Origin of the sequence: Streptomyces sp. M-16, from assembly GCF_052114405.1 — a bacterium.
GTDB lineage: Bacteria > Actinomycetota > Actinomycetes > Streptomycetales > Streptomycetaceae > Streptomyces.
Map to the genome: position 1 here is coordinate 21508 of NZ_JBFRER010000050.1, position 22602 is coordinate 44109.

The following is a 22602-nucleotide window of genomic DNA, read 5'->3' on the forward strand; positions in this document are numbered from 1 at the left end:
CCGGGGTGCGGTGGGCGTCCGGGGTGGGACGGGTGTCCGGGGTGCGGTGGGCGTCCGGGTGCGGTGGGCGTCCGGGGGGACGGGTGTCCGGGTGGGGCGCGTCAGCCGGCCTCGGGCTTCGGGCCCTTCAGCACCTTGCTGACCCACTCCAGCGAGCCTTCCTTCATGCCGCGCACGTAGTGCCAGCCGTTGTGCTCGCCGTTCTGGATGTCGCGGATGGTGGTCTTGACGGGACCCTTGCCGTACTCGCGCACGAACTTCGTCATCCGGTCCTTGCCGGTCTCCTTGGTGCCGACCTGGAAGTTGATGTAGACCTCGGGGCCGTTGGAGTCGATCAGCTTCCGGGCGAGCTTCTCCGGGTTGTTCGCGTCCATCTCGGCCTGGTGGCCCTTCCAGAGCGGGGAGTCCGGGGTGATCTCGCCGCCGCTGGCGATGACCGCCTTGAAGCGGTCCGGGTACTGCAGGACGGTCTTCATGCCCACGAAGGCGCCGGAGGAGGAGCCCATGAAGGCCCAGCCGTCGCGGGACTTGTACGTACGGAAGTTCGCGCGGGCGAAGTCCGGGACGTCCTCGGCCATCCAGGTGCCCATCTTGGGCTGGCCCGGTATGTCGGCGCCGTCGTAGTAGTACTTGTTGTCCGGGTTGAGCACCGGCATGATCACGATGAACGGCAGGCTGGTCCCGGCCTCGACGCCCTCGGCTATGGCCTTCTGGAGGCCGAGGCTGCGGTCGGCCCAGTAGTTCGTCGGGTAGCCGTTGCCGCCGGGGAGCGCGATCAGGACCGGGAAGGCGCTCTTGGCGTACTTCGGGTCGTCGTACTCCTTGGGGGCCCAGACCCAGACGTCACCCTCGAAGCCGGACTTGGCGCCCGTCAGGCGGGTCTTGGCTATGACGGTGCCGTCGTCGAGCTTGGCGGTCTGCTTGAAGTCGGACTTCGGGCCGGACGGCATGAGCACGTCCGGGTCGCCGGTGGGCTTGGGCGGGGCCACCGGGGCGGCGCTCGGGGACTTCTGCCCGGAGCCGCCGGACGCCGGGGCGGGCCGGTCGGCCGCCGGGCCGAAGCTGACGGCCTCGCCGTTGCCGGAGAACCACTCGTTCTTCCAGGCGGCGAAACCCCCGCCGCCGAGGAGCAGCGCGCAGGCCACGCCCGCGCCGATCCAGATCGCGCGCCGGGAGCGGCCCCGGCCCCGCCCCGGCTCGGGGTCGGGTCCGGACGGCTGCTGCGGGTACTCGTGCACGGACTTCGCTCCGAAGGGTCGGGGCTGCCCCGGGGCGGGGCAGAACGGCTGGACGGACATCCACTGGTCCTGATGTGCGAGTGTCCTGGAAAGTTCCGAATCCGCGCAAAAACAGGGGCGGAACTTCCGGTGGCCGCGCCCGGACCCCCCGGTCACCTCGGGGTCACTTCAGGGTGTCGAGCACCTCGGCGCAGCGTCCGAGCAGCTCCACGAGCCGCTCCCGGTCCTCGGCGGAGAGGGCCGCGGCGAGCGCCCGTTCGACCCGGACGGCGCCCTCGTCCGCCCGCTCCATCACGGCGCGGCCCTCCTCGGTGAGCCGGGTCTCCAGCACGTTGCGGTGCCACTCGTGGGGGGTCCGCTCGATCAGCCCGCGCTCCTGGAGGTTCTTCAGGACGGTGTTCATCGTCGGCGGCGTGACCCCGCAGAGCCGGGACAGGGCGGCGGCGGAGATCCCGGGCTTCTCGGCGAGCCAGAGCAGGGCCGCGTACTGCGGCACCGTCACGGCGGCCGGCCTGCAGGCGGTGTTCTTCGCCGCGAGGAGTGCCTGCTCGGCCCGCTTGATGTGCGAGCCGATGCGCTCCTCGGGGGGCATGGACGTCATGGAGGGAATCCTACGACCCTTGCCAACCATTAGAACTCTAACTACCCTTCGAATTCACCCGATGAGAAGGATCCACCCATGCCTAAGCTGTCGAAGCCCCTCGCCGTGGCCCTCGCCGTGTCGGCGGCCTTCACCGTGGCCGCCGCGACGCCGGCCGGTGCCGCCGCGCCCGCTCCCCCGTCGCCCGCCACCGCCGCGCCCGCCCCCCGGATCTCGACGGCGTTCACCCTGCCCGGGGCGAAGGTCTACCCGGAGGGCATCGCCTCCGACTCCCGTACGGGCACCGTCTACGTCGGCTCGTACGCGGACGGCACCGTCTACCGCGCCCGCCCGGGCGCCCGCACCGCCGAGGTCTTCCTCCCCGCCGGCGCCGACGGCCGGCACACGGCGAACGGCCTGCGCGTCGACGCCCGGGGCCGGCTGTGGGTCACCGACTCCACGACCGGGGTCGCGGTGTACGACACCCGTACCGGAGCACGCCTGGCCCACTTCGAGGTGCCGGGCACCGGCCCGCGCTTCATCAACGACCTGACCATCACCCCGGACGGCACGGCCTACCTCACCGACAGCGCCCGCCCGGTGATCTACCGGGTCACCCCGGCCCAGCTGCGGGCCGGCTCCGGCGCCCTGACCGTCGCCTACGACCTGACCGGGCACCTCACCCCGGCGCCCCCCGGCAGCTTCGCCCTCAACGGCATCGTCTCCGACCCGGCGGGCCACTACCTGCTGGCCGTCGACATGACCGCGGGCGACCTCCACCGCGTCGACCTCCGCACCGGCGCACTCGGCCGCGTCGCCCTGACCGGCGGCGACCTCAAGGCCGCCGACGGCCTCGACCTCTCCCCCGACGGCACCCTGCGCGTGGCCCACAACCTCCCCAACACCCTGACCCGCTGGCAGCTCAGCGCGGACGGCACCCGCGCCCGCCTGACCCGCACCCTGACGGACCCCTCGCTCCAGATCCCCACCACCCTCACCCACACCCGGGGCCGCACCCTGGTGGTCCGCTCCCAGTTCGACCAGGGCGGCCCCATGAACCCCACCGGCGGCACCCCGACCACCTTCACGGTCGCCGAGGTCCGCGGCCTCTGACGGCGGGGCCTCAACGGGCCGGGCGGGAGCACCGGGGGCCGCGCTTCGGGTGCGGGGGGCGGCAGCCGGGCGGGCCCTCCCTTCAGAACTCGTCGGCGCCGGCGCGCAGTTCGAAGGTCCAGTAGCCCGTCTTCGCGGCGGCCTCGTCCACGGCGAGGCCGCCCGCGGGCGCGGTGACCACGACGCTGCCCTCGGCCGGGCCGTCGGCGGCGAAGAGGTTCACGTTGAAGCGGGTGACGACCTTGCCGTCCTCGTGCGCGCCCCCGGCGGCGATGCGTACGTTCGCGTACGCCGGCACGCCGGCCTTCAGGACGACCGGGGCGGCGGGCTTGCTCTTCGCGACGGCCGGCACGTCCTTGGCGGTCTGGACGTCCCCGAAGGCGATCAGCGGGTACTCGTAGAGGCGGCACGAGTGGCCGGAGGTGTTGGCGGCCGTCAGGGTGACGTGCTCGGTGGGGGTCCCTTCGGCCTTCGCCACCGTGATCTTCACGTCCTCGTGGGTGCAGGCGGGGACGCTGACCGTGCCCGTCGACGCGCCGGCCGACGCACCGCCGCCCGACGACGCGCCGCCCGCGGCGGCGCCCTTCTTGCCGGCGGCCCGGGCGTCCGACCCGCCGCCCGCCTTACCGGACGCGGGCTGCGGGACACCCTGCGGGGCGGCCTGGTCCGCCGCGGCCTTCGGGGCTCCGTCAGCGCCGCCGCAGGCGGTCAGCCCCAGCGACAGGACGGCGATGGCGGCAGCGGCCAGGACGGTGTTCTTGCGGCAGGCAGGCATGGTGGTTCCCCGGAACGATCGGTCGGCGCACGGAGGCGGCGCACGTGGGCGGTGCACAAAGGCGGTGCACGGGTGCGGTGCACGTGGGCGGTGCTGACCACAGCCTCCGGCCGGGCGCTGCCGTTCCGCTTGCGCGCCGCTAACGATCCGCTGCCAACCGCGACAGCAGCTCCCCCGCCCGCCGCGCACCGTCCGTGAACCCGGCCGCGTCCGCCGCCGCCGCGGCCCGTCCGAGCTGGCCGACGGCCTCCTCGACCCGGCCGAGGCCGGCCAGGGCCTCGCCCCGGACGATCTGCAGCTGCGCCCGGCCGACCTCCATCCCGTCGGGGACGAGCCCCTCCGCGCGCACGACGTGCGCGAGCGCCTCCTCGTGGGCCCCCGTCCGCAGACAGTGCCGGGCCAGGTGCTGGAGGGTCAGCACCCGCGTGGAGGGATGACCGGTCCGCGTGGCGAGCCCGACCGCCCGGGACATCAGCTCCCCGGCCCGCTCGTGCCGCCCGGTGGAGTCCAGGACCGCGCCGAGGTTCGCGTAGGCGATGGCCTCGCCGATCCCGTCACCGGCCCGCGCGGCCAGCGGCGGCGCCTGCTCCAGGTGTACGAGGGCCTCGGCGTCGCGGCCCTCCCCGTGCAGCACCCAGCCGAGCAGGGCCCGGGTGCGCGACTGCGCGTCGGGGTCTTCCTCGTGCTCCGCCGAGCGCAGCCCGGCCTCCAGGAGCGGTACCCAGCCGTTCCCGATCCGCCACAACACCAGTGGCCACGGTACGAGGGCCAGCCGCCAGGCCCGGTCGTGCAGGCCCAGGGCGGCGGCGGTGGCGACCGCCCCCTCCAGGGCCGGGCGCTCCGCCTCGTACCAGGCCAGTGCGGCGCGGCGGTCCTCGAACTCCCGGATCGCCGGGGGCCTGCGGAAGTCGGTGGGCAGCGCGTAGCAGGGCTGGGAGCCCGGCTCGGCGGCGGCGTCGGCCGCGAGTCCCGTGTAGAGGTAGTGGTCGAGGAGGCGGCGCAGGCCCTCGGGGTCCGCCTGCGGGGCGAGCTCGCGGGCGTAGAGGCGTACCAGGTCGTGGGACGACCAGCGGCCCGGAACGGGCTCGCCGATCAGGTGGGCCGCGGCGAGCCGGTCCAGGTCGGCGGAGGCCTGCGCGGGCGAGGTCCCGGCGAGCGCGCCGGCCGCGAAGCGGTCCAGGTCGCCCGCGGTGTGCAGGCCGAGCGCACGGAACATCCGGGCCGCGGAGTCGGGCAGTTGCTGCACGGTGAGGCGCAGCGCGGCCGAGACCCCGGTGTCCTCGACGTTCAGGGCCGCCAGCCGCCCCTGTTCGTCGGCCAGTTCGCCGACCATGGCGCCGAGCGCCCACTCCGGCCGCTCGGCCAGGCGGGCCGCCGTCACGCGCAGTGCCAGGGGGAGCCCGTCGCAGAGGGCGGCCAGCCGGGCGGCGGCTTCCGGTTCGGCCTCGACCCGGGGCGCACCCAGCACGTCGGCGAGCAGGGCCCGCGCGTCGGCCGGCGGGAGGTGGCCCAGGGGCAGCGGCCGGGCGGCGTCGGAGGCGATGAGTCCGCCGAGCCGGTTGCGGCTGGTGACCAGCGTCGTGCAGTGGTCGCCGCCGGGGAGCAGGGGCCGGACCTGCTCGGAGGAGCGCGCGTCGTCGAGTACGAGGAGCAGCCGGCGCCCCGCGGTGAGCGCGCGGAACAGCGCGCCCATCGCGTCGGCCGTCTCCGGCATCCCCTCCGGCGACACGCCCAGGGCCAGGAGGAACTCCCGCAGGACGGCGCCGGTTTCGGGCGGCTGGGTGTCGCTGAAGCCGCGGAGGTCGGCGAAGAGCCGGCCCGCGGGGAAGTCGGCGCGCCGCTGGTGGGCCCAGTGCACGGCGAAGGCGGTCTTGCCGACTCCGGCGGGCCCGGTGACCAGGCGGACGGCCGCGCCACCCGCCCCGACGGCCCGGGTGAGCTCCGCCAGTTCGGCGTCCCGCCCGGTGAACCCGCGCGGCGGACGCGGCAGCAGCTCGGGAACCACCGCCTCGGCGGCCGGGGCGGGCGCGGCGGACCGCCGCCGCGAGGCGGGGCCGGCCGAACGCAGCAGCTCCGCGTAGGCGGCGTCGAGCGCCTCCCCGGGGTCCACGCCGAGCTCTTCGCCGAGCATCCGGCGGGTGCGGTGGTACCAGCCGATGGCGTCCGACTGCCGCCCGGAGCGGCCCAGGGCCAGCATCAGCGCGGCCGCCAGGGATTCGCGCAGCGGGTGCGCGACGGCCTCGGTACGGAGCACGGCGGCGGCCATGCCGTGCTCGCCGAGCCGTCCGTACGCCCCGGCGAGCGCTTCCACCGAGGCCAGCCGCAGCTCCTCCAGGCCGCTCGCCTCGGCCTGCAGGTGCGAGCTCTGCACGGTTCCGGTGAGCGCGGGCCCCTGCCAGAGGGAGAGCGCCTCGCGCAGCATCAGGACGGCGTCGGCGGGCCGACGCTGCACCCGGGCCAGGGCGACGAGCTCCTCGAAGCGGTGCGCGTCCACGAGGGACTCCGGCATCCGCAGCACGTACGCCGTGCCCTGGGTGGCGAGTTCCACCCCGTACGCCGGGGCCCCGCACTGGGCCAGCAGGGCGCGCAGCCGCGAGACGTGCCCCTGCAGCACGGTCCGGGCCCGGGCGGGCGGCTCGTCCTCCCAGAGGGCCTCGATCAGCCGGCTCACCCGGACCGCGGTGTTGGGCCGCAACGCCAGCATGGCCAGCAGGCTGGAGCGCTTGGCGGGCCCCAGCGCGACGTCCCCGCGCTCCGTCACGACGGCGACGGTCCCGAGCAGCCGGATCTCCACCTGTTGCCTCCCACGCTCCCCCTGCGAACCCCGAGGATACGCACCAAGATCCACCCACCGGACTCCCACCGGATTCCCCACCGAACCTGCGGACACCCCGGGGCCGCCGGATCAGCAGGCAAGCCCATATCGACCTAAAATGGCCTAAAAGCAGTCACGGCATGTCCGGCGGCTCCAGGGCGCCCCTGCGGGCCGCTCGGCTGGCCCAGGAGGCGTGATGACCGTATCCCCCGACGCGGCACCGCAGTACACGCACAGCGACCCCGAGGACGTCCTCAAGCAGCTCGGAAGCTCGTGGCGCTGGGCACTCGGCTTCGCCCTCGCGACCTTGATCCCCGGCATCCTGATCCTCGTCTGGCCCGACGAGACCCTGCACGTCCTGGCCGTGATCATCGGACTGCAGCTCCTGGTGGCGGGCGGCTTCCGTTTCGTCTCGGCCTTCTCGCACGGCGGCGACCGGGGCGGCAGCAGACTGGCGGGCGTCCTGATCTCCATGCTGGCGTTCCTGGCGGGCGTCCTGGTACTGCGGCACCCGATGCAGACGATCGGCGCGTTGTCCCTGATCCTCGGGGTGTTCTGGCTGCTGAGCGGAGTGCTCACGGCGTACACCGCGATCGCCGACCACGCCCTCGTACACCGCGGCCTGCTCTTCGGCCTGGGCGCCCTCGGCGTCATCGCCGGCATCGTCGTGCTCTGCTTCCCGGTGAACTCCGCGGTCGCCCTGACACGGCTGCTGGGCCTCTGGCTCGTCCTGCTCGGCGTGTTCGAAGTGGTGATGGCCTTCGTACTGCGCTCCGCGACCCGCCGCATCACGCCTGCACGGCCGGGATGAGCAGTCGGCGACGGTGCCGTGCCGTGCCGTGCCGCCGGGATCTGTGTCGCCTGCCCCTCGCACCCCGACGGAGGCCGGACCTCCAGGATCCCCGCCGTCCCGCACATCACTGCGGTCTCGTACAGCGTGATCCGGCCGTCCGTCGGGCACCAGCGGCGAGGCGGCCTCAAGCATCCCGACGACATCCGCGCACCGACTGTGGATCAGCAGCACAACGCCCCTCCGGACGGCCTCGATCGCTAGGGTTGGCTCATGACCGCACTGCCCGACTGGATGCGCCCGCCGCGCGCGGAAGGCTGGTTCGCGGAGGACCTCGACCGCCTCCCCGAGGCACCCCGCCACACCGAGCTGATCGATGGAGCCCTCGTCTTCATGAGGTCGCCCCGGCGTTCCTGGCATGGACGCCTCATCAGCGCCCTGACCGCCGCACTCATGGCGCAGGCGCCGGCCGGCTTCGAGGTCGAGCGGGAGATGACGATCCGCCTCGATGCCCGCAACCGCCCCGAGCCGGACCTCTTGCTGACCGATCTGCCCTACGGCCCTGACCGGACTTGGTACGCCCCGGAGGCCGTGAAGCTCGTCGTGGAGGCCGTGTCACCCGAGTCCGCCCATCGAGATCGCACAGTAAAACTTCGCAAGTACGCGGAGGCCGGCATCCCGCACTACTGGTGCATCGAGGACGAGGACGGCGCACCCGTCGTCCACGTCTACGAGCTCGACGGACTCACCGGCGCCTACGCGCCCGCCGGCATCTTCCGGGGCACCCTCCAGCGCCCGGTGCCCTTCGCCATCAGCCTGGACCTCGACAAGCTCACACCGCCGCGGGGCAACTGAAGAGTCGGCATCAAGTCAGCACGGGAACACAGAAGGGCTCGCACTCCCCAGAGTCCGACCCCTTCTGACCCGCATTCCGAGCATGTCATCCCAGCACCATCCCCGCACGGGCGGTCAGTAGTGGTAGCGGGCCGCGAGGACGATGATCTCCTTGTCCGTCACCAGGTAGACGAGGCGGTGTTCGTCGTCGATCCGCCGCGACCACGCGCCAGGCAGGTGGTACTTCAACGGTTCGGGCTTGCCGATCCCTGAGAACGGGTCACGCCTGACGTCCTCGATGAGCTTGTTGATCCGGGCGAGCATCTTGCGGTCGTTCTTGAGCCAGGACGTGTAGTCCTCCCAGCCCTGGTCCTCGAAGACAAGCCTCACGCGGCACCTGTACCCGCGTCCGCCGAGTCCGGATCGATCAGCTCGCGCTCCGACACGTTGGTGTTCGCAAGGGCGTTCTCGTACGCCTTGAGGAGCCGGCGAGCGTTCACCGGAGAGCGCAGCAGGTACGAGCCCTCGCGCAGCGCCGCGTAGTCCTCGGCCGAGACGAGCACGGCGTTGCCGTGCTTCGAGACGATCTCGATGGCCTCGTGGTTCTCGTTGACCTTCTTGATCAACGGGAAGAGCTCCTTGCGTGCTTCACTCGCAGTTATCGACACGACCTGACCTCTTCCCTCAAAGTGGTACCTAATAACGTACCACTCTGGGCGTCATTCAGGAGGAAAAGCCGTTGATGGCTGGCCAGCCGTCCCAGCACCATCCCCGCACGGGAAAAGGCCAAGGGCCCACCTCCGAAGAGGTGGGCCCTTCTGACCTGCGTATGTGCCCCGGCGTGAGACGTGGTGCTGATGCACACGCTTACACGTTGAAGCGGAACGTTCACCACAGAGCTGTGACCTGCGAAAACGCGGTCCCGAACGCAGCTATCCAGCACCCATCCAGCACGGTGCGGGCTTATCCAGCACCACATGACCGACCCCATTTCCGCAGTGGTGTACACATGGCACACTCGGTACGCTTGGGCACATGACGCAGCCACTGCCCATAGAGTCCATCCGCGATGTGCGCGCACACCTGGCCGAGGTCGTCGAGCGAGCCGATCGGGACGACGTGCCCACGGTGATCACGCGCCGAGGCAAGGAAGTGGCCGCGGTCGTCTCCATCGAGGTCCTGCGCAAGTACCAGGAGTGGGAAGAGCGCGAGATCAACCGGATCATCGACGAGCGCATGGCCAATCCGGCACCCGGCATCCCGATCGAGGACGTCATGAGGGAGACGCTGGCGCGCAGTGAGTGAGTACCGCACCACCCTCCGACCCGAGGCGCAGGCCGAGCTCCGGAAGATTCCTCGTGACATGGCGCTGCGCATCCTGGCCAAGCTGACCGAGCTGGAGAGCGACCCGCTCGGCTTCAACACCACCGCTCTCGTATCGCAGCCCGAGCGTCGGCGCCTGCGGGTCGGCGACTACCGAGTCGTCTACACGATCGACAACGGAGAGCTCGTGGTGTGGGTCGTACACGTCGGGCACCGCTCCACCGCTTACGACACCTGACGCCGGCTGATCCGGCGTCACAGTATCCAGCACCCATCCAGCACGGTGACGACGAAGGGGTCGACTCCCGGAGGAGTCGACCCCTTCTGACCTGCACGCTTGACGAACCGCCTCACATGCAGTAACTAACCGGTCACACGTTGAAGCGGAACTCCACCACGTCGCCGTCCTGCATGACGTACTCCTTGCCCTCCATGCGGGCCTTGCCCTTCGCGCGGGCTTCCGTGACCGAGCCGCATTCGACCAGGTCCGCGAAGGAGATGACCTCGGCCTTGATGAAGCCGCGCTGGAAGTCGGTGTGGATGACGCCCGCGGCCTCGGGGGCGGTGGCGCCCTGCTTGATGGTCCAGGCGCGGGTTTCCTTCGGGCCTGCCGTCAGGTAGGTCTGGAGGCCCAGGGTGGCGAAGCCGACGCGGCCGAGGGTGGCGAGGCCGGGCTCGTCCTGGCCGACCGACTGGAGGAGCTCCAGGGCTTCCTCGTCGTCGAGCTCCGAGAGGTCCTGCTCCAGCTTCGCGTTCAGGAAGATGGCCTCGGCCGGGGCGACCAGGGCGGACTGCTCCGCCTTGAAGGCGTCGTCCGTCAGCTCGTCCTCGTCCACGTTGAAGACGTAGAGGAAGGGCTTGGTGGTGAGGAGGTGCAGCTCGTGGAGGAGGTCGCCCTGCTCCGTGCCCTTGGTGATGCCCTTCGAGAAGAGGGTGTCGCCCGCTTCCAGGATCTTCTTCGCCTCGACGACGGCCGCCAGGACCGCGACCTTCTCCTTCTGGAGGCGGGACTCCTTCGTCAGGCGCGGCTCCGCCTTCTCGATGGACTGGAGGTCCGCGAGGATCAGCTCGGTGTTGATCGTCTCGATGTCGTCCTTGGGCGAGACCTTGCCGTCGACGTGGACGACGTTCTCGTCCTTGAAGGCGCGGATGACCTGGCAGATCGCGTCCGACTCGCGGATGTTCGCGAGGAACTTGTTGCCGAGGCCCTCGCCCTCCGAGGCGCCGCGCACGATGCCCGCGATGTCGACGAAGTCGACCGTGGCGGGGAGGACCTTCTGGGAGCCGAAGATGCCGGCCAGGACGGCCAGGCGCGGGTCCGGCACGCCGACGACGCCGACGTTCGGCTCGATGGTGGCGAACGGGTAGTTGGCCGCCAGCACGTCGTTCTTGGTCAGGGCGTTGAAAAGGGTCGACTTGCCGACATTAGGCAGGCCGACGATTCCGATCGTGAGCGACACGTTGGCGACTTCCCGTAGCTGGAGGGGGCGGCGGCCCGGAGTGGGCCGTCGGACAGTTTACTTTCCGATGAGCGCCGGTGGATGTACGCGTGTCCGGGGGCCGATCCGGGGGGCCTCCCGCCTAGGTTGGTGGGGTGGAGCAATACAGGATGCGTTCGACAGGTCACCCTCAGGTGCGCGTCTCCCGGCCCCCGGCGGCCCGGGGCGGGCGGCGGCTGCCCCGGCCCCGGCTGACCGGGCTCGGTGGCGGGCTGTTCGCCTGCGTCGCGATGCTCCTGGCCGCCGGGCTCTCCTGGCTGCTCTTCGACTCCTCGCTCTTCGCGTACGGGCTGCTCTTCCTCCCCGTGGCCGCCGCGACCGCCGCGTGGGTGCGGCCGGCCGACCTGGTCACCGCGCCCGTGGCCGTACCCATCGCCTTCGCCGCCGGGGTCTGGCCCGTGTCGGGCGCCTCCGGCGGCGTCGGCGGGCAGCTGATGGGGGTGGTGTCGGCGCTGTCCCTGCACGCCGGCTGGCTCTACGCGGGCACGCTGGTCGCCGCCCTGATCGCCCTGGTGCGGCGCGCCGCGCTGAGCGGGCGGCGGCGCGCCGCCCGCCGCAGCACCGCCTGATCCGCCCACGCGCCCGACGCGCCCGACCCGTCGGACCCGTCGGACCCGTCGGACCCGTCTGCCCCGTCTGCCCCGCCTGCCCCGCCTGCCCCGCCTACCCCGCCTGCCGCGCCAGGTCGCGGGCGGCCATCGCCGCGCCGACGATGCCCGCGTTGTTCTGGAGCTTCGCCGGGACGATCTCCGCCCGGATGTCCTGGATCAGCGGCAGGAACTTCTCCGGCTTGCGGCTGACCCCGCCGCCGAGGATGAAGAGGTCCGGGGAGAAGAGCATCTCGACGTGGGCCAGGTACTTCTGCAGGCGGTGCGCCCAGCGCTCCCAGGTGAGGTCACCGTCCTCCTTGGCCTTCACCGACGCCCGGGTCTCCGCGTCGTGGCCCTTGAGCTCCAGGTGGCCGAGTTCCGAGTTCGGCACGAGCCGCCCGTCCGTGAAGAGGGCGCTGCCGATGCCGGTGCCCAGGGTGAGGAGGATGACGGTGCCGCCCCGGCCGCGCCCGGCCCCGTACGTCATCTCCGCGACGCCCGCCGCGTCCGCGTCGTTGAGGACGGCGACCGGCAGGCCGTCGAGCTCCCGCGAGAGCAGGGCGGCGGCGTCCGTACCCACCCACGCCTTGTCGACGTTGGCGGCCGAGCGGGTGACTCCACCCGTGACGACACCCGGGAAGGTGACCCCCACCGGGCCCTTCCAGGAGAACGCGCCGACCACCTCTGCGACGCATCCGGCCACCCCCTCGGGGGTGGCCGGATGCGGTGTCAGTACCTTGTGGCGCTCATGCGCCAGCTCGCCGCGGTCCAAGTCCACGGGAGCGCCCTTGATCCCGGAACCGCCGATGTCCACACCGAAGATCTGCATGGACTCACCGTACGAACGCCGGGCCCGGCAGGCTACTCGTCCGAGCCCCCGGCGACCAGTTCGGCGGCCTCCGCGCGCAGGTCGCGGCGCAGTTCCTTGGGGAGGGAGAAGACGATGGACTCCTCGGCGGTCTTGACGATCTCCACGTCCGCGTAGCCGCGGGCGGCCAGCCACTCCAGGACCTCTTCGACCAGGACCTCCGGCACCGAGGCGCCCGAGGTCAGGCCGATCGTCGTGACGCCCTCCAGCCAGGCCTCGTCGATCTCGCTCGCGAAGTCGACCAGGTACGCGGCGCCCGCGCCGGCATCGAGGGCGACCTCGACCAGTCGGATCGAGTTCGAGGAGTTCTTCGACCCGACCACGATGACCAGGTCCGAGTCGGCGCCCATGACCTTGACCGCGGCCTGCCGGTTGGAGGTGGCGTAGCAGATGTCGTCACTGGGAGGCGAGACGAGCAGGGGGAACCTCGTCTTCAGCGCGTCGACCGTCTCCATCGTCTCGTCGACCGAGAGCGTGGTCTGCGAGAGCCAGACGACCTTCGACTCGTCGCGCACCTCGACCTTCGCGACGTCGTCCGGGCCGTCGACGATGGTGATGTGGTCCGGGGCCTCGCCGGAGGTTCCGATGACCTCCTCGTGGCCCTCGTGGCCGATGAGGAGGATGTCGAAGTCCTCGTTCGCGTACCGGACGGCTTCCTTGTGCACCTTGGTGACCAGCGGGCAGGTCGCGTCGATCGTCGCGAGCTTGCCGCGGGCGGCCTCCTCGTGCACCACCGGCGCCACGCCGTGCGCGGAGAACATCACGATGGAGCCGGGCGGGACCTCCTCCGTCCGCTCGACGAAGATGGCGCCCTTCTTCTCCAGCGTCTGGACGACGTACTTGTTGTGCACGATCTCGTGGCGGACGTAGACCGGCGCACCGTACTGCTGGAGGGCCGTCTCGACAGCGATCACGGCGCGGTCCACTCCCGCGCAATAGCCGCGCGGGGCGGCGAGCAGGACGCGGCGGGATGCGGAAGCGGGGGCGGGAGCAGTCATACGCTCCATCGTACGGGGGTCTCCAGCAGGCTGGACGTCCCCCGTTCGGCACACACTTGGTCGAACGTCCATACCGGCGATCCCTCGGAGGAACGATGGCATCCGCTACGGATTCCACCACCGTCCCGCCCACCGCCCTGCGGCGGAGCCTCGGATTCCGGGACCTGGTCGTCTACGGCCTCCTCTTCATCGCCCCCATGGCCCCGGTGGGGGTCTTCGGCACCCTGGACGCCAGGTCGCACGGCGCCGTCGCGCTCGTCTACCTCGTCGCGACGGCCGCGATGGCGCTGACGGCCTTCTCGTACGCGCAGATGGTGCGGGTGGCCCCGCAGGCGGGCTCGGTGTTCACCTACGCCCGCAAGGCGCTGGGCGAGGGGCCGGGGCTGATCGCCGGCTGGATGGCGATGCTGGACTACCTGCTGATCCCGGCGGTCGCGTACCTCTTCTCCGGGATCGCGATGAACGCGCTGGTCCCGGAGGTGTCCCGCTGGGTGTGGACGGCGCTGGCGGTGGTGATCACCACCCTGCTGAACCTGTGGGGCGTACGGGCGGCCGCGCGCGTGGGCTTCGCGGTGCTCGGCATGGAGCTCCTGGTCCTGCTCGTCTTCCTCGTCTCGGCGGTGACCGTACTGGTCCGGGACGGGGCCCGGCGCGGCTGGCTGTCGCCGCTGACCGGCGACGGCTCGCTGGGCTTCTCGACGGCCGCCGTCCTGGGCGCGGTATCGATCGCGGTCCTGTCCTACCTGGGCTTCGACGCCATCGTCTCCTTCGCGGAGGAGGTGACCGGGGGCTCGGCCCGGGTGGCGCGGGCGGTGCTGTTCTGCCTGGCGCTGACCGGAGTGCTGTTCCTGGCCCAGACCTACCTCGCGGTGCTGCTCACCCCGGTCTCCTCGGCGGAGCTGGCCGCCGACCCGGCGCTGCAGGGGCCGGCCTTCTACGACGCCGTCGAGGCCTCGGTCGGGGGGTGGCTGCACGACCTGGTGGCGGCGAGCAAGGCGGTCGGGGCGGCCTTCGCGGCGCTGGCCGGGCAGGCCGCGGCCGGGCGGCTGCTGTTCGCGATGGCCCGGGAGCGGCGGCTGCCGGGCGTTCTGGCGCGCACTTCGGGCGGCACCCCGAGGGTGGCGCTGCTGGTCGCGGCCACGGTGACGCTGGTGGCGGCGGTGTGGGCGGCCCGCCGCGACGACGGGCTCGACCACCTGGTCTCCGTGGTGGACATCGGCGCGCTGACGGCCTTCACGCTGCTGCACGCCTCGGTGGTGGGCTGGTTCGTGGTGCGGCGCATGGAGGGCCCGCCGATCTGGTGGAAGCACCTGGTGTTTCCCGTACTGGGCGCCGCCGTGACCGTGGCCGTGATCGTCGGGGCGTCCTGGACGGCGCAGCTCGTGGGGGCGGTGTGGCTGCTGGTGGGGCTGTGCGTCCTGGCGGCCCAGCGCGGCCGACGCGCCGGGGCCGTGGCCGACGGGCCCGGTACGGGTGTCGGCCCCGGCGGCTAGCCTGCGTGCATGGGTCTGAATACGTCGGCTGATGCGCCGCTGCCGGTCGGTCAGGTGTCCCGGCTCATCGGGGGCTGGATCGACCGGCTGGGCCAGGTGTGGGTGGAGGGGCAGATCACGCAGCTGTCCCGGCGGCCGGGGGCGGGGGTGGTGTTCCTGACGCTGCGGGACCCGTCGCACGACATCTCCGTCAGCGTGACCTGCTTCCGGCAGGTCTGGGAGGAGGTCGCGGACGCGGCGTCGGAGGGCGCGCGGGTCGTCGTCCTGGCCAAGCCGGAGTGGTACGCCCCGCGCGGGCAGCTGTCCCTGCGGGTCACCGAGATCCGCCCGGTCGGCATCGGGGAGCTGCTGGCCCGGCTGGAGCGGTTGAAGCGGTCGCTGGCCGCCGAGGGCCTGTTCGCGCTGGACCGCAAGAAGCCGCTGCCGTTCCTGCCGCAGCTGATCGGGCTGGTGGTGGGGCGGGCCTCGGCGGCCGAGCGGGACGTGCTGGAGAACGCCCGGCGGCGCTGGCCCGCGGTGCGCTTCGAGGTGCGCAACGTGGCCGTGCAGGGGGTGAACGCGGTGCCGCAGGTGGTGCAGGCGGTCAAGGAGCTCGACGCCCGGCCCGATGTGGACGTGATCATCGTGGCCCGCGGCGGGGGCAGCGTGGAGGACCTGCTGCCCTTCTCCGACGAGGAGGTCGTACGGACGGTCGCGGCGGCCCGTACGCCGGTGGTCTCGGCGATCGGGCACGAGCCGGACTCGCCGCTGCTGGACCTGGTGGCGGACCTGCGGGCCTCCACACCGACGGACGCCGCGAAGAAGGTGGTCCCGGACGTCGGCGAGGAGATGGAGCGGGTGCGCCAGCTCCAGGGCCGGGGGCTGCGCGCGCTGCGCGGCCTGCTGGACCGGGAGGAGCGGGGACTCGCGCACGCCCTGGCCCGGCCGGTGTTCGTGCACCCGCGGCGGATGGTGGAGACCCGGGAGTCCGAGCTGGAGGCGCTGCTGGCCCGCAGCCGGCGCACGCTGGGGCACCTGCTGGACCGGGCCGACTCCGAGCTGGAGCACACCCGGGCCCGGGTCCTCGCGCTGTCCCCCGCGGCCACCCTGGAGCGGGGGTACGCCGTGCTCCAGCGGGCGGACGGGCACGTGGTGCGGGCGCCCGACGAGGTCGCGCCGGGGCAGGTGCTGCGGGCGCGGGTGGCGGCGGGCGAGTTCGCGGTGGAGGTCACGGCGGCGCCCGGGGAGAGCGACGGGGAGGCGTCCGGAGCCGGCCCGGAAACCACACCGCGAACCGGCCCGGAAACCGCCCCGGAAACCGCGCCGGAATCCCCGCTGGAGGCCACCTCGAAGGCCGCTGGAGGATGACAAGTTCCGGCAACACATTCGTTGTTGTGCACAGATACGATGGGAACGGGAATGACTGAGAGCGACACCGCGCTGGGGTACGAACAGGCCCGCGACGAACTCGTCGAGGTCGTCCGCAGGCTGGAGGCCGGCGGCACCTCCCTGGAGGAGTCCCTCGCGCTCTGGGAGCGCGGCGAGGAGCTGGCGCAGGTCTGCCGGCACTGGCTGGAGGGGGCCCGCGCCCGGCTGGACTCGGCGCTGGCGGCCCGGGAGGCGGCCGGGGACGGCGACGGCCGCGAGGGGGGCCGCGAAGAGTGATCCAGGTCTCGCCAGGCCAATTTAGTTGAAATTTCATCTACTTTCGTCGTAGAGTCGGAGACGTCGCGCTTCACCTCCGTACAGAAGAAGGCTTACCGATGTCTCTCGTGCTCGACGCCGCCGCTCAGGACCTGCTGTTCCGCGAGGCCCGCACCGCCAACTCGTTCTCCGACGAGCCGGTCACCGAGGAGCAGGTCCAGGCCATCTACGACCTGGTGAAGTTCGGCCCCACGGCCTTCAACCAGACCCCGCTGCGCATCACGCTGGTCCGCTCCCCCGAGGCCCGCGAGCGCCTCGTGAAGCACATGGCCGAGGGCAACCAGGCCAAGACCGCCGCCGCCCCGCTGGTCGCGATCCTCTCCGCGGACAACGAGTTCCACGAGGAGCTCCCCCAGCTGCTGCCGCACTTCCCGCAGGCCAAGGACGCCTTCTTCTCCGAGCGCCCGGTCCGCGAGCAGTCCGCCCTGGTCAACGCCTCCCTGCAGGCCGCCTACTTCATCCTCGGCGTCCGCGCCGCCGGCCTGGCCGCCGGCCCGATGACCGGTCTGGACTTCGCCGGCGTCCAGAAGGAGTTCCTGGACGCCGACCACACCCCGCTGATGGTCGTCAACATCGGCAAGCCGGGCGAGAACGCCTGGTTCCCGCGCTCCCCGCGCCTGGACTTCGACCAGGTCGTCACCACCGTCTGAGTCCCGCCCCGCGCAGAGCGGATACGCGAAGAAGGCCGCCCGCCCCGGTTTCCCCGGGACGGGCGGCCTTCTTCGTGCTCTTCGCGCTCTTCGTGCCCTTCAGGCCCATCGTGCTCTTGGGGCCCGGCCGGGAACCCGGCGCCCCGCGCCGGACCCGCCACGGGCCACAGGGGCTACGAGGCCTGCGCCCCCTGCTTGAACTCCAGCGCCGCGGCCATCGCGCCGAGCTGCTCGAAGGAGGCCGTCCCGGTCACGACGGTGACGTAGCCCTGCTGCTGGAGCACCAGGGCGTCGTACTTCTCGCCGTCCCAGCGCTCCCAGGCACGGTCGCCGACCTGCTGGGTCTGCCCGGTGGCCTTCGCCCCCCGGGTGACGCCCTCCACGAACTTCGCCGAGGCGTCACTGGACTGCTCCACGGACACGTACTGCTTGTCCGGGTCCAGGAAGCCCAGGTGCCAGGCGTTGGCGTCCTTGCGCTCGTACGTCACCGAGGTCGCCCGCCACTCCTTCGGCAGCCCCACCGGGGCCGCGACGGGGTACGGCGCGGCGCGCCGGGCCGTGATGGTCTCCACGCGGTAGTCCACCGTGCGCGTCGGGTCGGCCGAGTCGTCATGGGGGAGGAAGATGTAGATCCCCGCCACGACGATGCCGATCACCACCAGCGACCGCACCATGTCCCAGACCGTCTGCTTGCCTTTCATACCTGCCACGCCCCCCATCGTCCCGCATGCCCGGGGACGATCAGCGCCGGGGTCGGCGTGGCGGGTGCGGAAGAAGCCCGGTACGGGACGGGAGTGACGGGGGATGTGTCCGCTCAGCCCGTCCCGCTGACCGATATTCCGCTCATAAGTGACCCGCTCTGCTCAATATGTCGACGTACCGATAGAGTTCCAGCACCCTCACATCCCGGCCGTCGTCGTACAGAAAGGTGCGCTCCGATGACCGAGCACAACCTGCCGCCCCAGCTCGAAGTCTCTCCCGAAGCCCCCGACCGCAACCTCGCCCTGGAACTCGTCCGGGTCACCGAGGCCGCCGCACTCGCCGCGGGCAGGTGGGTCGGCCGTGGCGACAAGCTCGGCGCGGACGGCGCCGCGGTCAACGCCATGCGCACCCTGATCTCCACCGTCTCGATGAACGGCGTCGTCGTCATCGGCGAGGGCGAGAAGGACGAAGCCCCGATGCTCTTCAACGGCGAGCAGGTCGGCGACGGCACCGGTGCCGAGGTCGACATCGCCGTGGACCCGATCGACGGCACCACCCTCAACGCCAAGGGCATGCCCAACGCCATCGCCGTCCTGGCGGCCGCCGACCGCGGCACGATGTTCGACCCGTCCGCGGTCTTCTACATGGACAAGCTCGTCACCGGCCCCCAGGCCGCCGACTTCGTCGACATCAACGCGCCCGTCTCGGTCAACATCCGCCGGGTCGCCAAGGCCAAGGGCATGGCCGTCGAGGACGTGACCGTCGTCATCCTGGACCGCCCCCGCCACGAGGGCATCGTCAAGGAGATCCGCGAGACCGGCGCCCGCATCAAGTTCATCTCCGACGGCGATGTCGCGGGCTCGGTCATGGCGGTGCGCGAGGGCACCGGCGTCGACCTGCTCCTGGGCATCGGCGGCACCCCCGAGGGCATCATCTCGGCCTGCGCCATCAAGTGCCTCGGCGGCACGATCCAGGGCAAGCTGTGGCCCAAGGACGACGCCGAGCGCCAGAAGGCCCTGGACGCGGGCCACGACCTGGACCGGGTGCTGCACACCAACGACCTGGTGTCCGGCGAGAACGTCTTCTTCGTGGCCACCGGCATCACCGACGGCGAGCTGCTGCGCGGCGTGCACTACCGCGCGGAGACCGCGACCACGTCCTCGCTGGTCATGCGCTCGAAGTCGGGCACGATCCGGCAGATCGACTCCACCCACCGCCTCTCGAAGCTGCGCGCGTACAGCGCGATCGACTTCGACCGGGCGCAGTAGGAGCGGCCGGGCCGGCGACGGCACGGCGAAAGGGGCGGTCCCGGTGTGGGGGGACCGCCCCTTCGTCGTACGGGGATCCCGGTGGGGGCACGGGGGAGACCCACCGGCGTGTACGGGGACCGGCTCGCGCGTACGGGACCTGCGCGCGCCTACGGGCTCAGCCGGCGGCGGCGATGGGCGGCGTACCCGCCCCGGGGAGCAGCTCGGCGGCCCGGCGGCGCCTGCGCCCCAGGACCACCCGGCGCTCGGCGGCGGTGAGGCCGCCCCAGACTCCGTAGGGCTCGGGCTGGAGCAGTGCGTGCTCGCGGCAGGCGACCATCACGGGGCAGCGCGCGCAGACCCGCTTGGCGGCCTCCTCGCGCGCGAGCCGGGCGGCGGTCGGCTCCTTGGAGGGTGCGAAGAAGAGGCCCGCCTCGTCCCTCCGGCACACCGCCTCCGCGTGCCATGGGCCGTCCTCTTCCCGCGCCGGCATCCGTGGCTTCGGCACCGCGGCCGGACGCGCCTGAAGACTCTGGACGGCGGCTGCCTGCAGGGACTGATGCGGCGGATGCGGCACGGGTCTACTCCTGACGACGTATACGCGAGCGAGAGACGATGCACCAGTCCCTACCCGCTGTGCGTGCCACTAAGCACTGTGCACCGTCACCGATGGGAGGTTCGACCGAAATACGCCGCAGGCACACGCCGGCCGTACGGGGCCTCGGGGGCCCGCGCCGGGGCCCGTGCGGCGGCTCAGCCGTCGAGCCGCTTGCGGAGCTTCTGGGCCAGGTCGACCAGGCGGGATCCGGGCTTGGGGCGGGCCTCGATGTTCCCGAGCAGCGCGAATCCGCGGACGATGACCACCGGCGCCTGCGGGTCGCTCGGGCCGCCCTCACCGAGCACCTCGAAGTTGCCGAGGACCCCGCTGCCGTAGCCGCGCAGCGTGACGTTCTCCGGCACCAGCACCTCGACGTTGCCGAGGACGGAGGTCACGTTGATCTCGGTGACCTGCTGCTCGAATACCGCTTCGGTGAGGTCGATGGTGATGTCGCCGAGGATCGAGACCGCGCGGGTGCGGGCTCCGGGACGCCAGCGGCCCTTGCGGGCGGAGCTGCTGCACACGGCGACGACCGTCTCGACCGGGCCGGACAGGGCGGCGGCCGGCAGTGCGCCCGCCGGGGCGGCGGGGACGGCGGCCGCCGTGGCGCCGGCCGGGAGGTCGCTCACCAGCACGTCCAGCTCTCCCACCGTCTTCAGGGCGTAGAGGGAGTCCAGCCGCTCGGAGTGCTCTTCGGGGGTCAGCCGGCCCTCGGCGAGGGCGTGGGAGAGGATCTCGGCGATCCGGTCCCGATCGGCGTCGGAGGCGCGCAGCCCTGCGGGGGCGGCGGCGACGGGGGCGGGGGCGGCAGGGTGCTTTTCCAGGTCCACGTCAGCCAGCATAGCGAGACACGATAGATCGCGATACTCCCTCGCCGGGGCCGACTGAGCCCTACCTCACAGACAAAGCCACCGGGCGAGGTCCTACGCTGGTTAACCGCGCTGCCAAATTGGTCGCCAGCGCCGTCTGCCGAGTGAGGAATGACTGCCGTCATGCCAGAGTTTGCGTACACCGATCTGCTCCCCCTGGGCGAGGACACCACCCCGTACAGGCTGGTGACCTCGGAGGGCGTCTCGACCTTCGAGGCCGACGGCCGTACGTTCCTCAAGGTCGAGCCGGAGGCGCTGCGCAAGCTCGCCGAAGAGGCCATCCACGACATCCAGCACTTCCTGCGCCCCGCCCACCTCGCCCAGCTGCGCCGCATCATCGACGACCCGGAGGCGAGCTCGAACGACAAGTTCGTCGCGCTCGACCTCCTCAAGAACGCGAACATCGCGGCGGCCGGCGTCCTGCCGATGTGCCAGGACACGGGCACGGCGATCGTGATGGGCAAGCGCGGCCAGAACGTGCTGACCGAGGGCGCGGACGAGGCCGCCCTCTCCCGCGGCATCTACGACGCGTACACCCGCCTGAACCTGCGCTACTCGCAGATGGCCCCCCTCACCATGTGGGAGGAGAAGAACACCGGCTCGAACCTGCCCGCGCAGATCGAGCTGTACGCGACCGACGGCGGCGCGTACAAGTTCCTCTTCATGGCCAAGGGCGGCGGCTCCGCCAACAAGTCGTTCCTCTACCAGGAGACCAAGGCGGTCCTCAACGAGGCCTCCATGATGAAGTTCCTGGAGGAGAAGATCCGCTCCCTCGGTACGGCGGCCTGCCCGCCCTACCACCTGGCGATCGTCGTCGGCGGCACCTCCGCCGAGCACGCGCTGAAGACGGCCAAGTACGCCTCCGCCCACTACCTGGACGAGCTGCCCCGCGAGGGCTCCGCGCTGGGCCACGGCTTCCGCGACGAGGCCCTGGAGCAGCAGGTCTTCGAGCTGACCCAGAAGATCGGCATCGGCGCGCAGTTCGGCGGCAAGTACTTCTGCCACGACGTCCGCGTCGTCCGTCTCCCCCGCCACGGCGCGTCCCTCCCGGTCGCCATCGCCGTGTCCTGCTCGGCGGACCGCCAGGCCACCGCGAAGATCACCGCCGAGGGCGTCTTCCTGGAGCAGCTGGAGACGGACCCGGCGCGGTTCCTGCCGGAGACCGAGGACGCGCACCTCGACTCGGCCTCGGACGTGGTCTCCATCGACCTGAACCAGCCGATGGACGACATCCTGGCGACCCTGACCAAGCACCCGGTCAAGACCCGGCTGAGCCTGACCGGACCGCTGGTCGTGGCCCGCGACATCGCGCACGCCAAGATCAAGGAACTGCTGGACTCGGGCGCGGAGATGCCGCAGTACCTGAAGGACCACCCGGTCTACTACGCCGGCCCGGCGAAGACCCCCGAGGGCTACGCGTCCGGCTCCTTCGGCCCGACCACGGCCGGCCGCATGGACTCCTACGTCGAGCAGTTCCAGGCGGCGGGCGGCTCCAAGGTCATGCTGGCCAAGGGCAACCGCTCGCAGCAGGTGACGGACGCGTGCGGCACGCACGGCGGCTTCTACCTCGGCTCGATCGGCGGCCCGGCCGCGCGCCTGGCCCAGGACTGCATCAAGAAGGTCGAGGTCCTGGAGTACGAGGAGCTCGGCATGGAGGCGGTCTGGAAGATCGAGGTCGAGGACTTCCCGGCGTTCATCGTCGTGGACGACAAGGGCAACGATTTCTTCCAGAACCCGGCCCCGGAGCCGACGTTCACCCACATCCCGGTCCGCGGTCCCGGGCTCGCGTAACCCCGCACCAGACGACCTGAGAGAGCCCCCGGCGCCCCCGCCGGGGGCTCTCTCCGCGTCTGCCTCCGCACCGGACGGCAGGGGGTGCCCACGGGCTGCCGGCGCCCGGCGGGGGTCAGAGCCGCCCCGACACCGTGACCGGGCCC

The 22602-nt window shown here is 71.9% G+C and carries 24 protein-coding genes; 12 read left to right on the top strand and 12 right to left on the bottom strand.

Translation table 11 applies throughout. From position 1 onward, the window contains the following. Positions 1–101: 101 nt before the first annotated feature. Positions 102–1298, bottom strand: a complete 1197-nt coding sequence (locus tag AB4039_RS22925) for an alpha/beta hydrolase (protein WP_442271687.1) — start codon at positions 1296–1298, stop codon at positions 102–104. 103 nt (positions 1299–1401) lie between these two features. Continuing rightward, entirely contained in the window at positions 1402–1839 is a 438-nt protein-coding gene (locus AB4039_RS22930) for a MarR family transcriptional regulator (protein ID WP_266841982.1), read from the bottom strand. Between the two features lie 78 nt (positions 1840–1917). Between AB4039_RS22930 and AB4039_RS22935 the strand changes: the two genes are divergently transcribed. Then, positions 1918–2931, top strand: coding sequence for an SMP-30/gluconolactonase/LRE family protein (locus tag AB4039_RS22935; protein ID WP_266841981.1), 1014 nt, complete (start codon positions 1918–1920; stop codon positions 2929–2931). An 82-nt stretch (positions 2932–3013) separates the two neighbouring features. Here AB4039_RS22935 and AB4039_RS22940 read toward each other — a convergent pair whose 3' ends face one another. Beyond that, a complete protein-coding gene (locus AB4039_RS22940) occupies positions 3014–3706 on the bottom strand; it encodes a DUF4232 domain-containing protein (protein WP_442271688.1) in 693 nt (230 codons plus the stop codon). A 139-nt stretch (positions 3707–3845) separates the two neighbouring features. Further along, a complete protein-coding gene (locus AB4039_RS22945) occupies positions 3846–6500 on the bottom strand; it encodes a BTAD domain-containing putative transcriptional regulator (RefSeq protein ID WP_442271689.1) in 2655 nt (884 codons plus the stop codon). Between the two features lie 217 nt (positions 6501–6717). Here AB4039_RS22945 and AB4039_RS22950 point away from each other — a divergent pair, with 217 nt between their 5' ends. Both AB4039_RS22950 and AB4039_RS22955 read left to right on the top strand, forming a co-directional pair. Then, positions 6718–7332 carry a DUF308 domain-containing protein gene (locus AB4039_RS22950; RefSeq protein WP_266841975.1) on the top strand — a complete coding sequence of 205 codons (615 nt, stop codon included), beginning with the start codon at positions 6718–6720 and terminating at the stop codon, positions 7330–7332. Positions 7333–7584: 252 nt separating this feature from the next. Further along, positions 7585–8166 carry a Uma2 family endonuclease gene (locus tag AB4039_RS22955; protein WP_442271690.1) on the top strand — a complete coding sequence of 194 codons (582 nt, stop codon included), beginning with the start codon at positions 7585–7587 and terminating at the stop codon, positions 8164–8166. A 114-nt stretch (positions 8167–8280) separates the two neighbouring features. On the opposite strand, the gene AB4039_RS22960 is transcribed toward AB4039_RS22955, so the two are convergent. Both AB4039_RS22960 and AB4039_RS22965 read right to left on the bottom strand, forming a co-directional pair. Continuing rightward, a complete protein-coding gene (locus AB4039_RS22960) occupies positions 8281–8535 on the bottom strand; it encodes a Txe/YoeB family addiction module toxin (protein ID WP_030202317.1) in 255 nt (84 codons plus the stop codon). Next, a complete protein-coding gene (locus AB4039_RS22965) occupies positions 8532–8813 on the bottom strand; it encodes a type II toxin-antitoxin system prevent-host-death family antitoxin (protein WP_266841969.1) in 282 nt (93 codons plus the stop codon). Before AB4039_RS22965 ends, AB4039_RS22960 begins: the two co-directional genes overlap by 4 nt. Before the next feature lie 367 nt (positions 8814–9180). Here AB4039_RS22965 and AB4039_RS22970 point away from each other — a divergent pair, with 367 nt between their 5' ends. Together AB4039_RS22970 and AB4039_RS22975 are read left to right on the top strand one after the other, a co-directional pair. Continuing rightward, positions 9181–9450, top strand: a complete 270-nt coding sequence (locus AB4039_RS22970) for a type II toxin-antitoxin system Phd/YefM family antitoxin (RefSeq protein WP_402581939.1) — start codon at positions 9181–9183, stop codon at positions 9448–9450. Beyond that, entirely contained in the window at positions 9443–9706 is a 264-nt protein-coding gene (locus tag AB4039_RS22975; RefSeq protein ID WP_442271691.1) for a type II toxin-antitoxin system RelE family toxin, read from the top strand. The genes AB4039_RS22970 and AB4039_RS22975 overlap by 8 nt, the downstream gene beginning before the upstream one ends. 133 nt (positions 9707–9839) lie before the next feature. Here AB4039_RS22975 and ychF read toward each other — a convergent pair whose 3' ends face one another. Beyond that, positions 9840–10928: a redox-regulated ATPase YchF gene (ychF, locus tag AB4039_RS22980; RefSeq protein ID WP_266841964.1), complete on the bottom strand. Its 1089-nt coding sequence runs from the start codon at positions 10926–10928 to the stop codon at positions 9840–9842. Between the two features lie 149 nt (positions 10929–11077). Between ychF and AB4039_RS22985 the strand changes: the two genes are divergently transcribed. After that, the gene (locus tag AB4039_RS22985; RefSeq protein WP_266841962.1) at positions 11078–11536 is read left to right on the top strand and encodes a DUF6542 domain-containing protein; all 459 of its coding nucleotides are present in this window, start codon (positions 11078–11080) and stop codon (positions 11534–11536) included. A gap of 94 nt (positions 11537–11630) precedes the next feature. Here the strand turns inward: AB4039_RS22985 and ppgK are convergent, their stop codons facing one another. Beyond that, positions 11631–12386, bottom strand: coding sequence for a polyphosphate--glucose phosphotransferase (gene ppgK / locus AB4039_RS22990; protein ID WP_266841961.1), 756 nt, complete (start codon positions 12384–12386; stop codon positions 11631–11633). Between the two features lie 32 nt (positions 12387–12418). Then, positions 12419–13432, bottom strand: a complete 1014-nt coding sequence (locus tag AB4039_RS22995; RefSeq protein WP_266841959.1) for a 4-hydroxy-3-methylbut-2-enyl diphosphate reductase — start codon at positions 13430–13432, stop codon at positions 12419–12421. Positions 13433–13518: 86 nt separating this feature from the next. On the opposite strand from AB4039_RS22995, the gene AB4039_RS23000 reads away from it, so the two are divergent. The 4 genes from AB4039_RS23000 (at position 13519) to AB4039_RS23015 (ending at position 17249) form a co-directional block, all read left to right on the top strand. Next, positions 13519–14916 (top strand): APC family permease, encoded by a 1398-nt coding sequence (locus tag AB4039_RS23000; protein ID WP_442271692.1) that lies wholly within the window; start codon positions 13519–13521, stop codon positions 14914–14916. A 9-nt stretch (positions 14917–14925) separates the two neighbouring features. Beyond that, positions 14926–16263 (top strand): exodeoxyribonuclease VII large subunit, encoded by a 1338-nt coding sequence (xseA, locus tag AB4039_RS23005; RefSeq protein ID WP_442271693.1) that lies wholly within the window; start codon positions 14926–14928, stop codon positions 16261–16263. 51 nt (positions 16264–16314) lie between these two features. Beyond that, the gene (locus AB4039_RS23010; protein WP_030226198.1) at positions 16315–16560 is read left to right on the top strand and encodes an exodeoxyribonuclease VII small subunit; all 246 of its coding nucleotides are present in this window, start codon (positions 16315–16317) and stop codon (positions 16558–16560) included. A gap of 98 nt (positions 16561–16658) precedes the next feature. Next, positions 16659–17249 (top strand): malonic semialdehyde reductase, encoded by a 591-nt coding sequence (locus tag AB4039_RS23015; protein WP_442271694.1) that lies wholly within the window; start codon positions 16659–16661, stop codon positions 17247–17249. Positions 17250–17422: 173 nt separating this feature from the next. Here AB4039_RS23015 and AB4039_RS23020 read toward each other — a convergent pair whose 3' ends face one another. Further along, the gene (locus AB4039_RS23020) at positions 17423–17950 is read right to left on the bottom strand and encodes a DUF4245 domain-containing protein (RefSeq protein WP_266844004.1); all 528 of its coding nucleotides are present in this window, start codon (positions 17948–17950) and stop codon (positions 17423–17425) included. A 237-nt stretch (positions 17951–18187) separates the two neighbouring features. Here AB4039_RS23020 and glpX point away from each other — a divergent pair, with 237 nt between their 5' ends. Then, a complete protein-coding gene (gene glpX, locus AB4039_RS23025; RefSeq protein ID WP_266841953.1) occupies positions 18188–19219 on the top strand; it encodes a class II fructose-bisphosphatase in 1032 nt (343 codons plus the stop codon). 157 nt (positions 19220–19376) lie between these two features. Here the strand turns inward: glpX and AB4039_RS23030 are convergent, their stop codons facing one another. Both AB4039_RS23030 and AB4039_RS23035 read right to left on the bottom strand, forming a co-directional pair. Further along, entirely contained in the window at positions 19377–19775 is a 399-nt protein-coding gene (locus AB4039_RS23030; RefSeq protein WP_371676856.1) for a WhiB family transcriptional regulator, read from the bottom strand. A 176-nt stretch (positions 19776–19951) separates the two neighbouring features. Next, entirely contained in the window at positions 19952–20626 is a 675-nt protein-coding gene (locus AB4039_RS23035) for a DUF1707 SHOCT-like domain-containing protein (protein ID WP_266841951.1), read from the bottom strand. 162 nt (positions 20627–20788) lie between these two features. Between AB4039_RS23035 and AB4039_RS23040 the strand changes: the two genes are divergently transcribed. Further along, entirely contained in the window at positions 20789–22456 is a 1668-nt protein-coding gene (locus tag AB4039_RS23040; RefSeq protein WP_266841949.1) for a fumarate hydratase, read from the top strand. Positions 22457–22602: the final 146 nt, after the last annotated feature.

What these genes read in the sequence shown, in the direction of transcription:
- AB4039_RS22925 (WP_442271687.1), bottom strand. Translation starts at nt 1,298, where the DNA reads ATGTCCGTCCAGCCGTTCTGCCCCGCCCCGGGGCAGCCCCGACCCTTC.
- AB4039_RS22930 (WP_266841982.1), bottom strand. Translation starts at nt 1,839, where the DNA reads ATGACGTCCATGCCCCCCGAGGAGCGCATCGGCTCGCACATCAAGCGG.
- AB4039_RS22935 (WP_266841981.1), top strand. Translation starts at nt 1,918, where the DNA reads ATGCCTAAGCTGTCGAAGCCCCTCGCCGTGGCCCTCGCCGTGTCGGCG.
- AB4039_RS22940 (WP_442271688.1), bottom strand. Translation starts at nt 3,706, where the DNA reads ATGCCTGCCTGCCGCAAGAACACCGTCCTGGCCGCTGCCGCCATCGCC.
- AB4039_RS22950 (WP_266841975.1), top strand. Translation starts at nt 6,718, where the DNA reads ATGACCGTATCCCCCGACGCGGCACCGCAGTACACGCACAGCGACCCC.
- AB4039_RS22955 (WP_442271690.1), top strand. Translation starts at nt 7,585, where the DNA reads ATGACCGCACTGCCCGACTGGATGCGCCCGCCGCGCGCGGAAGGCTGG.
- AB4039_RS22970 (WP_402581939.1), top strand. Translation starts at nt 9,181, where the DNA reads ATGACGCAGCCACTGCCCATAGAGTCCATCCGCGATGTGCGCGCACAC.
- AB4039_RS22985 (WP_266841962.1), top strand. Translation starts at nt 11,078, where the DNA reads ATGCGTTCGACAGGTCACCCTCAGGTGCGCGTCTCCCGGCCCCCGGCG.
- ppgK (WP_266841961.1), bottom strand. Translation starts at nt 12,386, where the DNA reads ATGCAGATCTTCGGTGTGGACATCGGCGGTTCCGGGATCAAGGGCGCT.
- AB4039_RS22995 (WP_266841959.1), bottom strand. Translation starts at nt 13,432, where the DNA reads ATGGAGCGTATGACTGCTCCCGCCCCCGCTTCCGCATCCCGCCGCGTC.
- AB4039_RS23000 (WP_442271692.1), top strand. Translation starts at nt 13,519, where the DNA reads ATGGCATCCGCTACGGATTCCACCACCGTCCCGCCCACCGCCCTGCGG.
- xseA (WP_442271693.1), top strand. Translation starts at nt 14,926, where the DNA reads ATGGGTCTGAATACGTCGGCTGATGCGCCGCTGCCGGTCGGTCAGGTG.
- AB4039_RS23010 (WP_030226198.1), top strand. Translation starts at nt 16,315, where the DNA reads ATGACTGAGAGCGACACCGCGCTGGGGTACGAACAGGCCCGCGACGAA.
- AB4039_RS23015 (WP_442271694.1), top strand. Translation starts at nt 16,659, where the DNA reads ATGTCTCTCGTGCTCGACGCCGCCGCTCAGGACCTGCTGTTCCGCGAG.
- AB4039_RS23020 (WP_266844004.1), bottom strand. Translation starts at nt 17,950, where the DNA reads ATGAAAGGCAAGCAGACGGTCTGGGACATGGTGCGGTCGCTGGTGGTG.
- glpX (WP_266841953.1), top strand. Translation starts at nt 18,188, where the DNA reads ATGACCGAGCACAACCTGCCGCCCCAGCTCGAAGTCTCTCCCGAAGCC.
- AB4039_RS23040 (WP_266841949.1), top strand. Translation starts at nt 20,789, where the DNA reads ATGCCAGAGTTTGCGTACACCGATCTGCTCCCCCTGGGCGAGGACACC.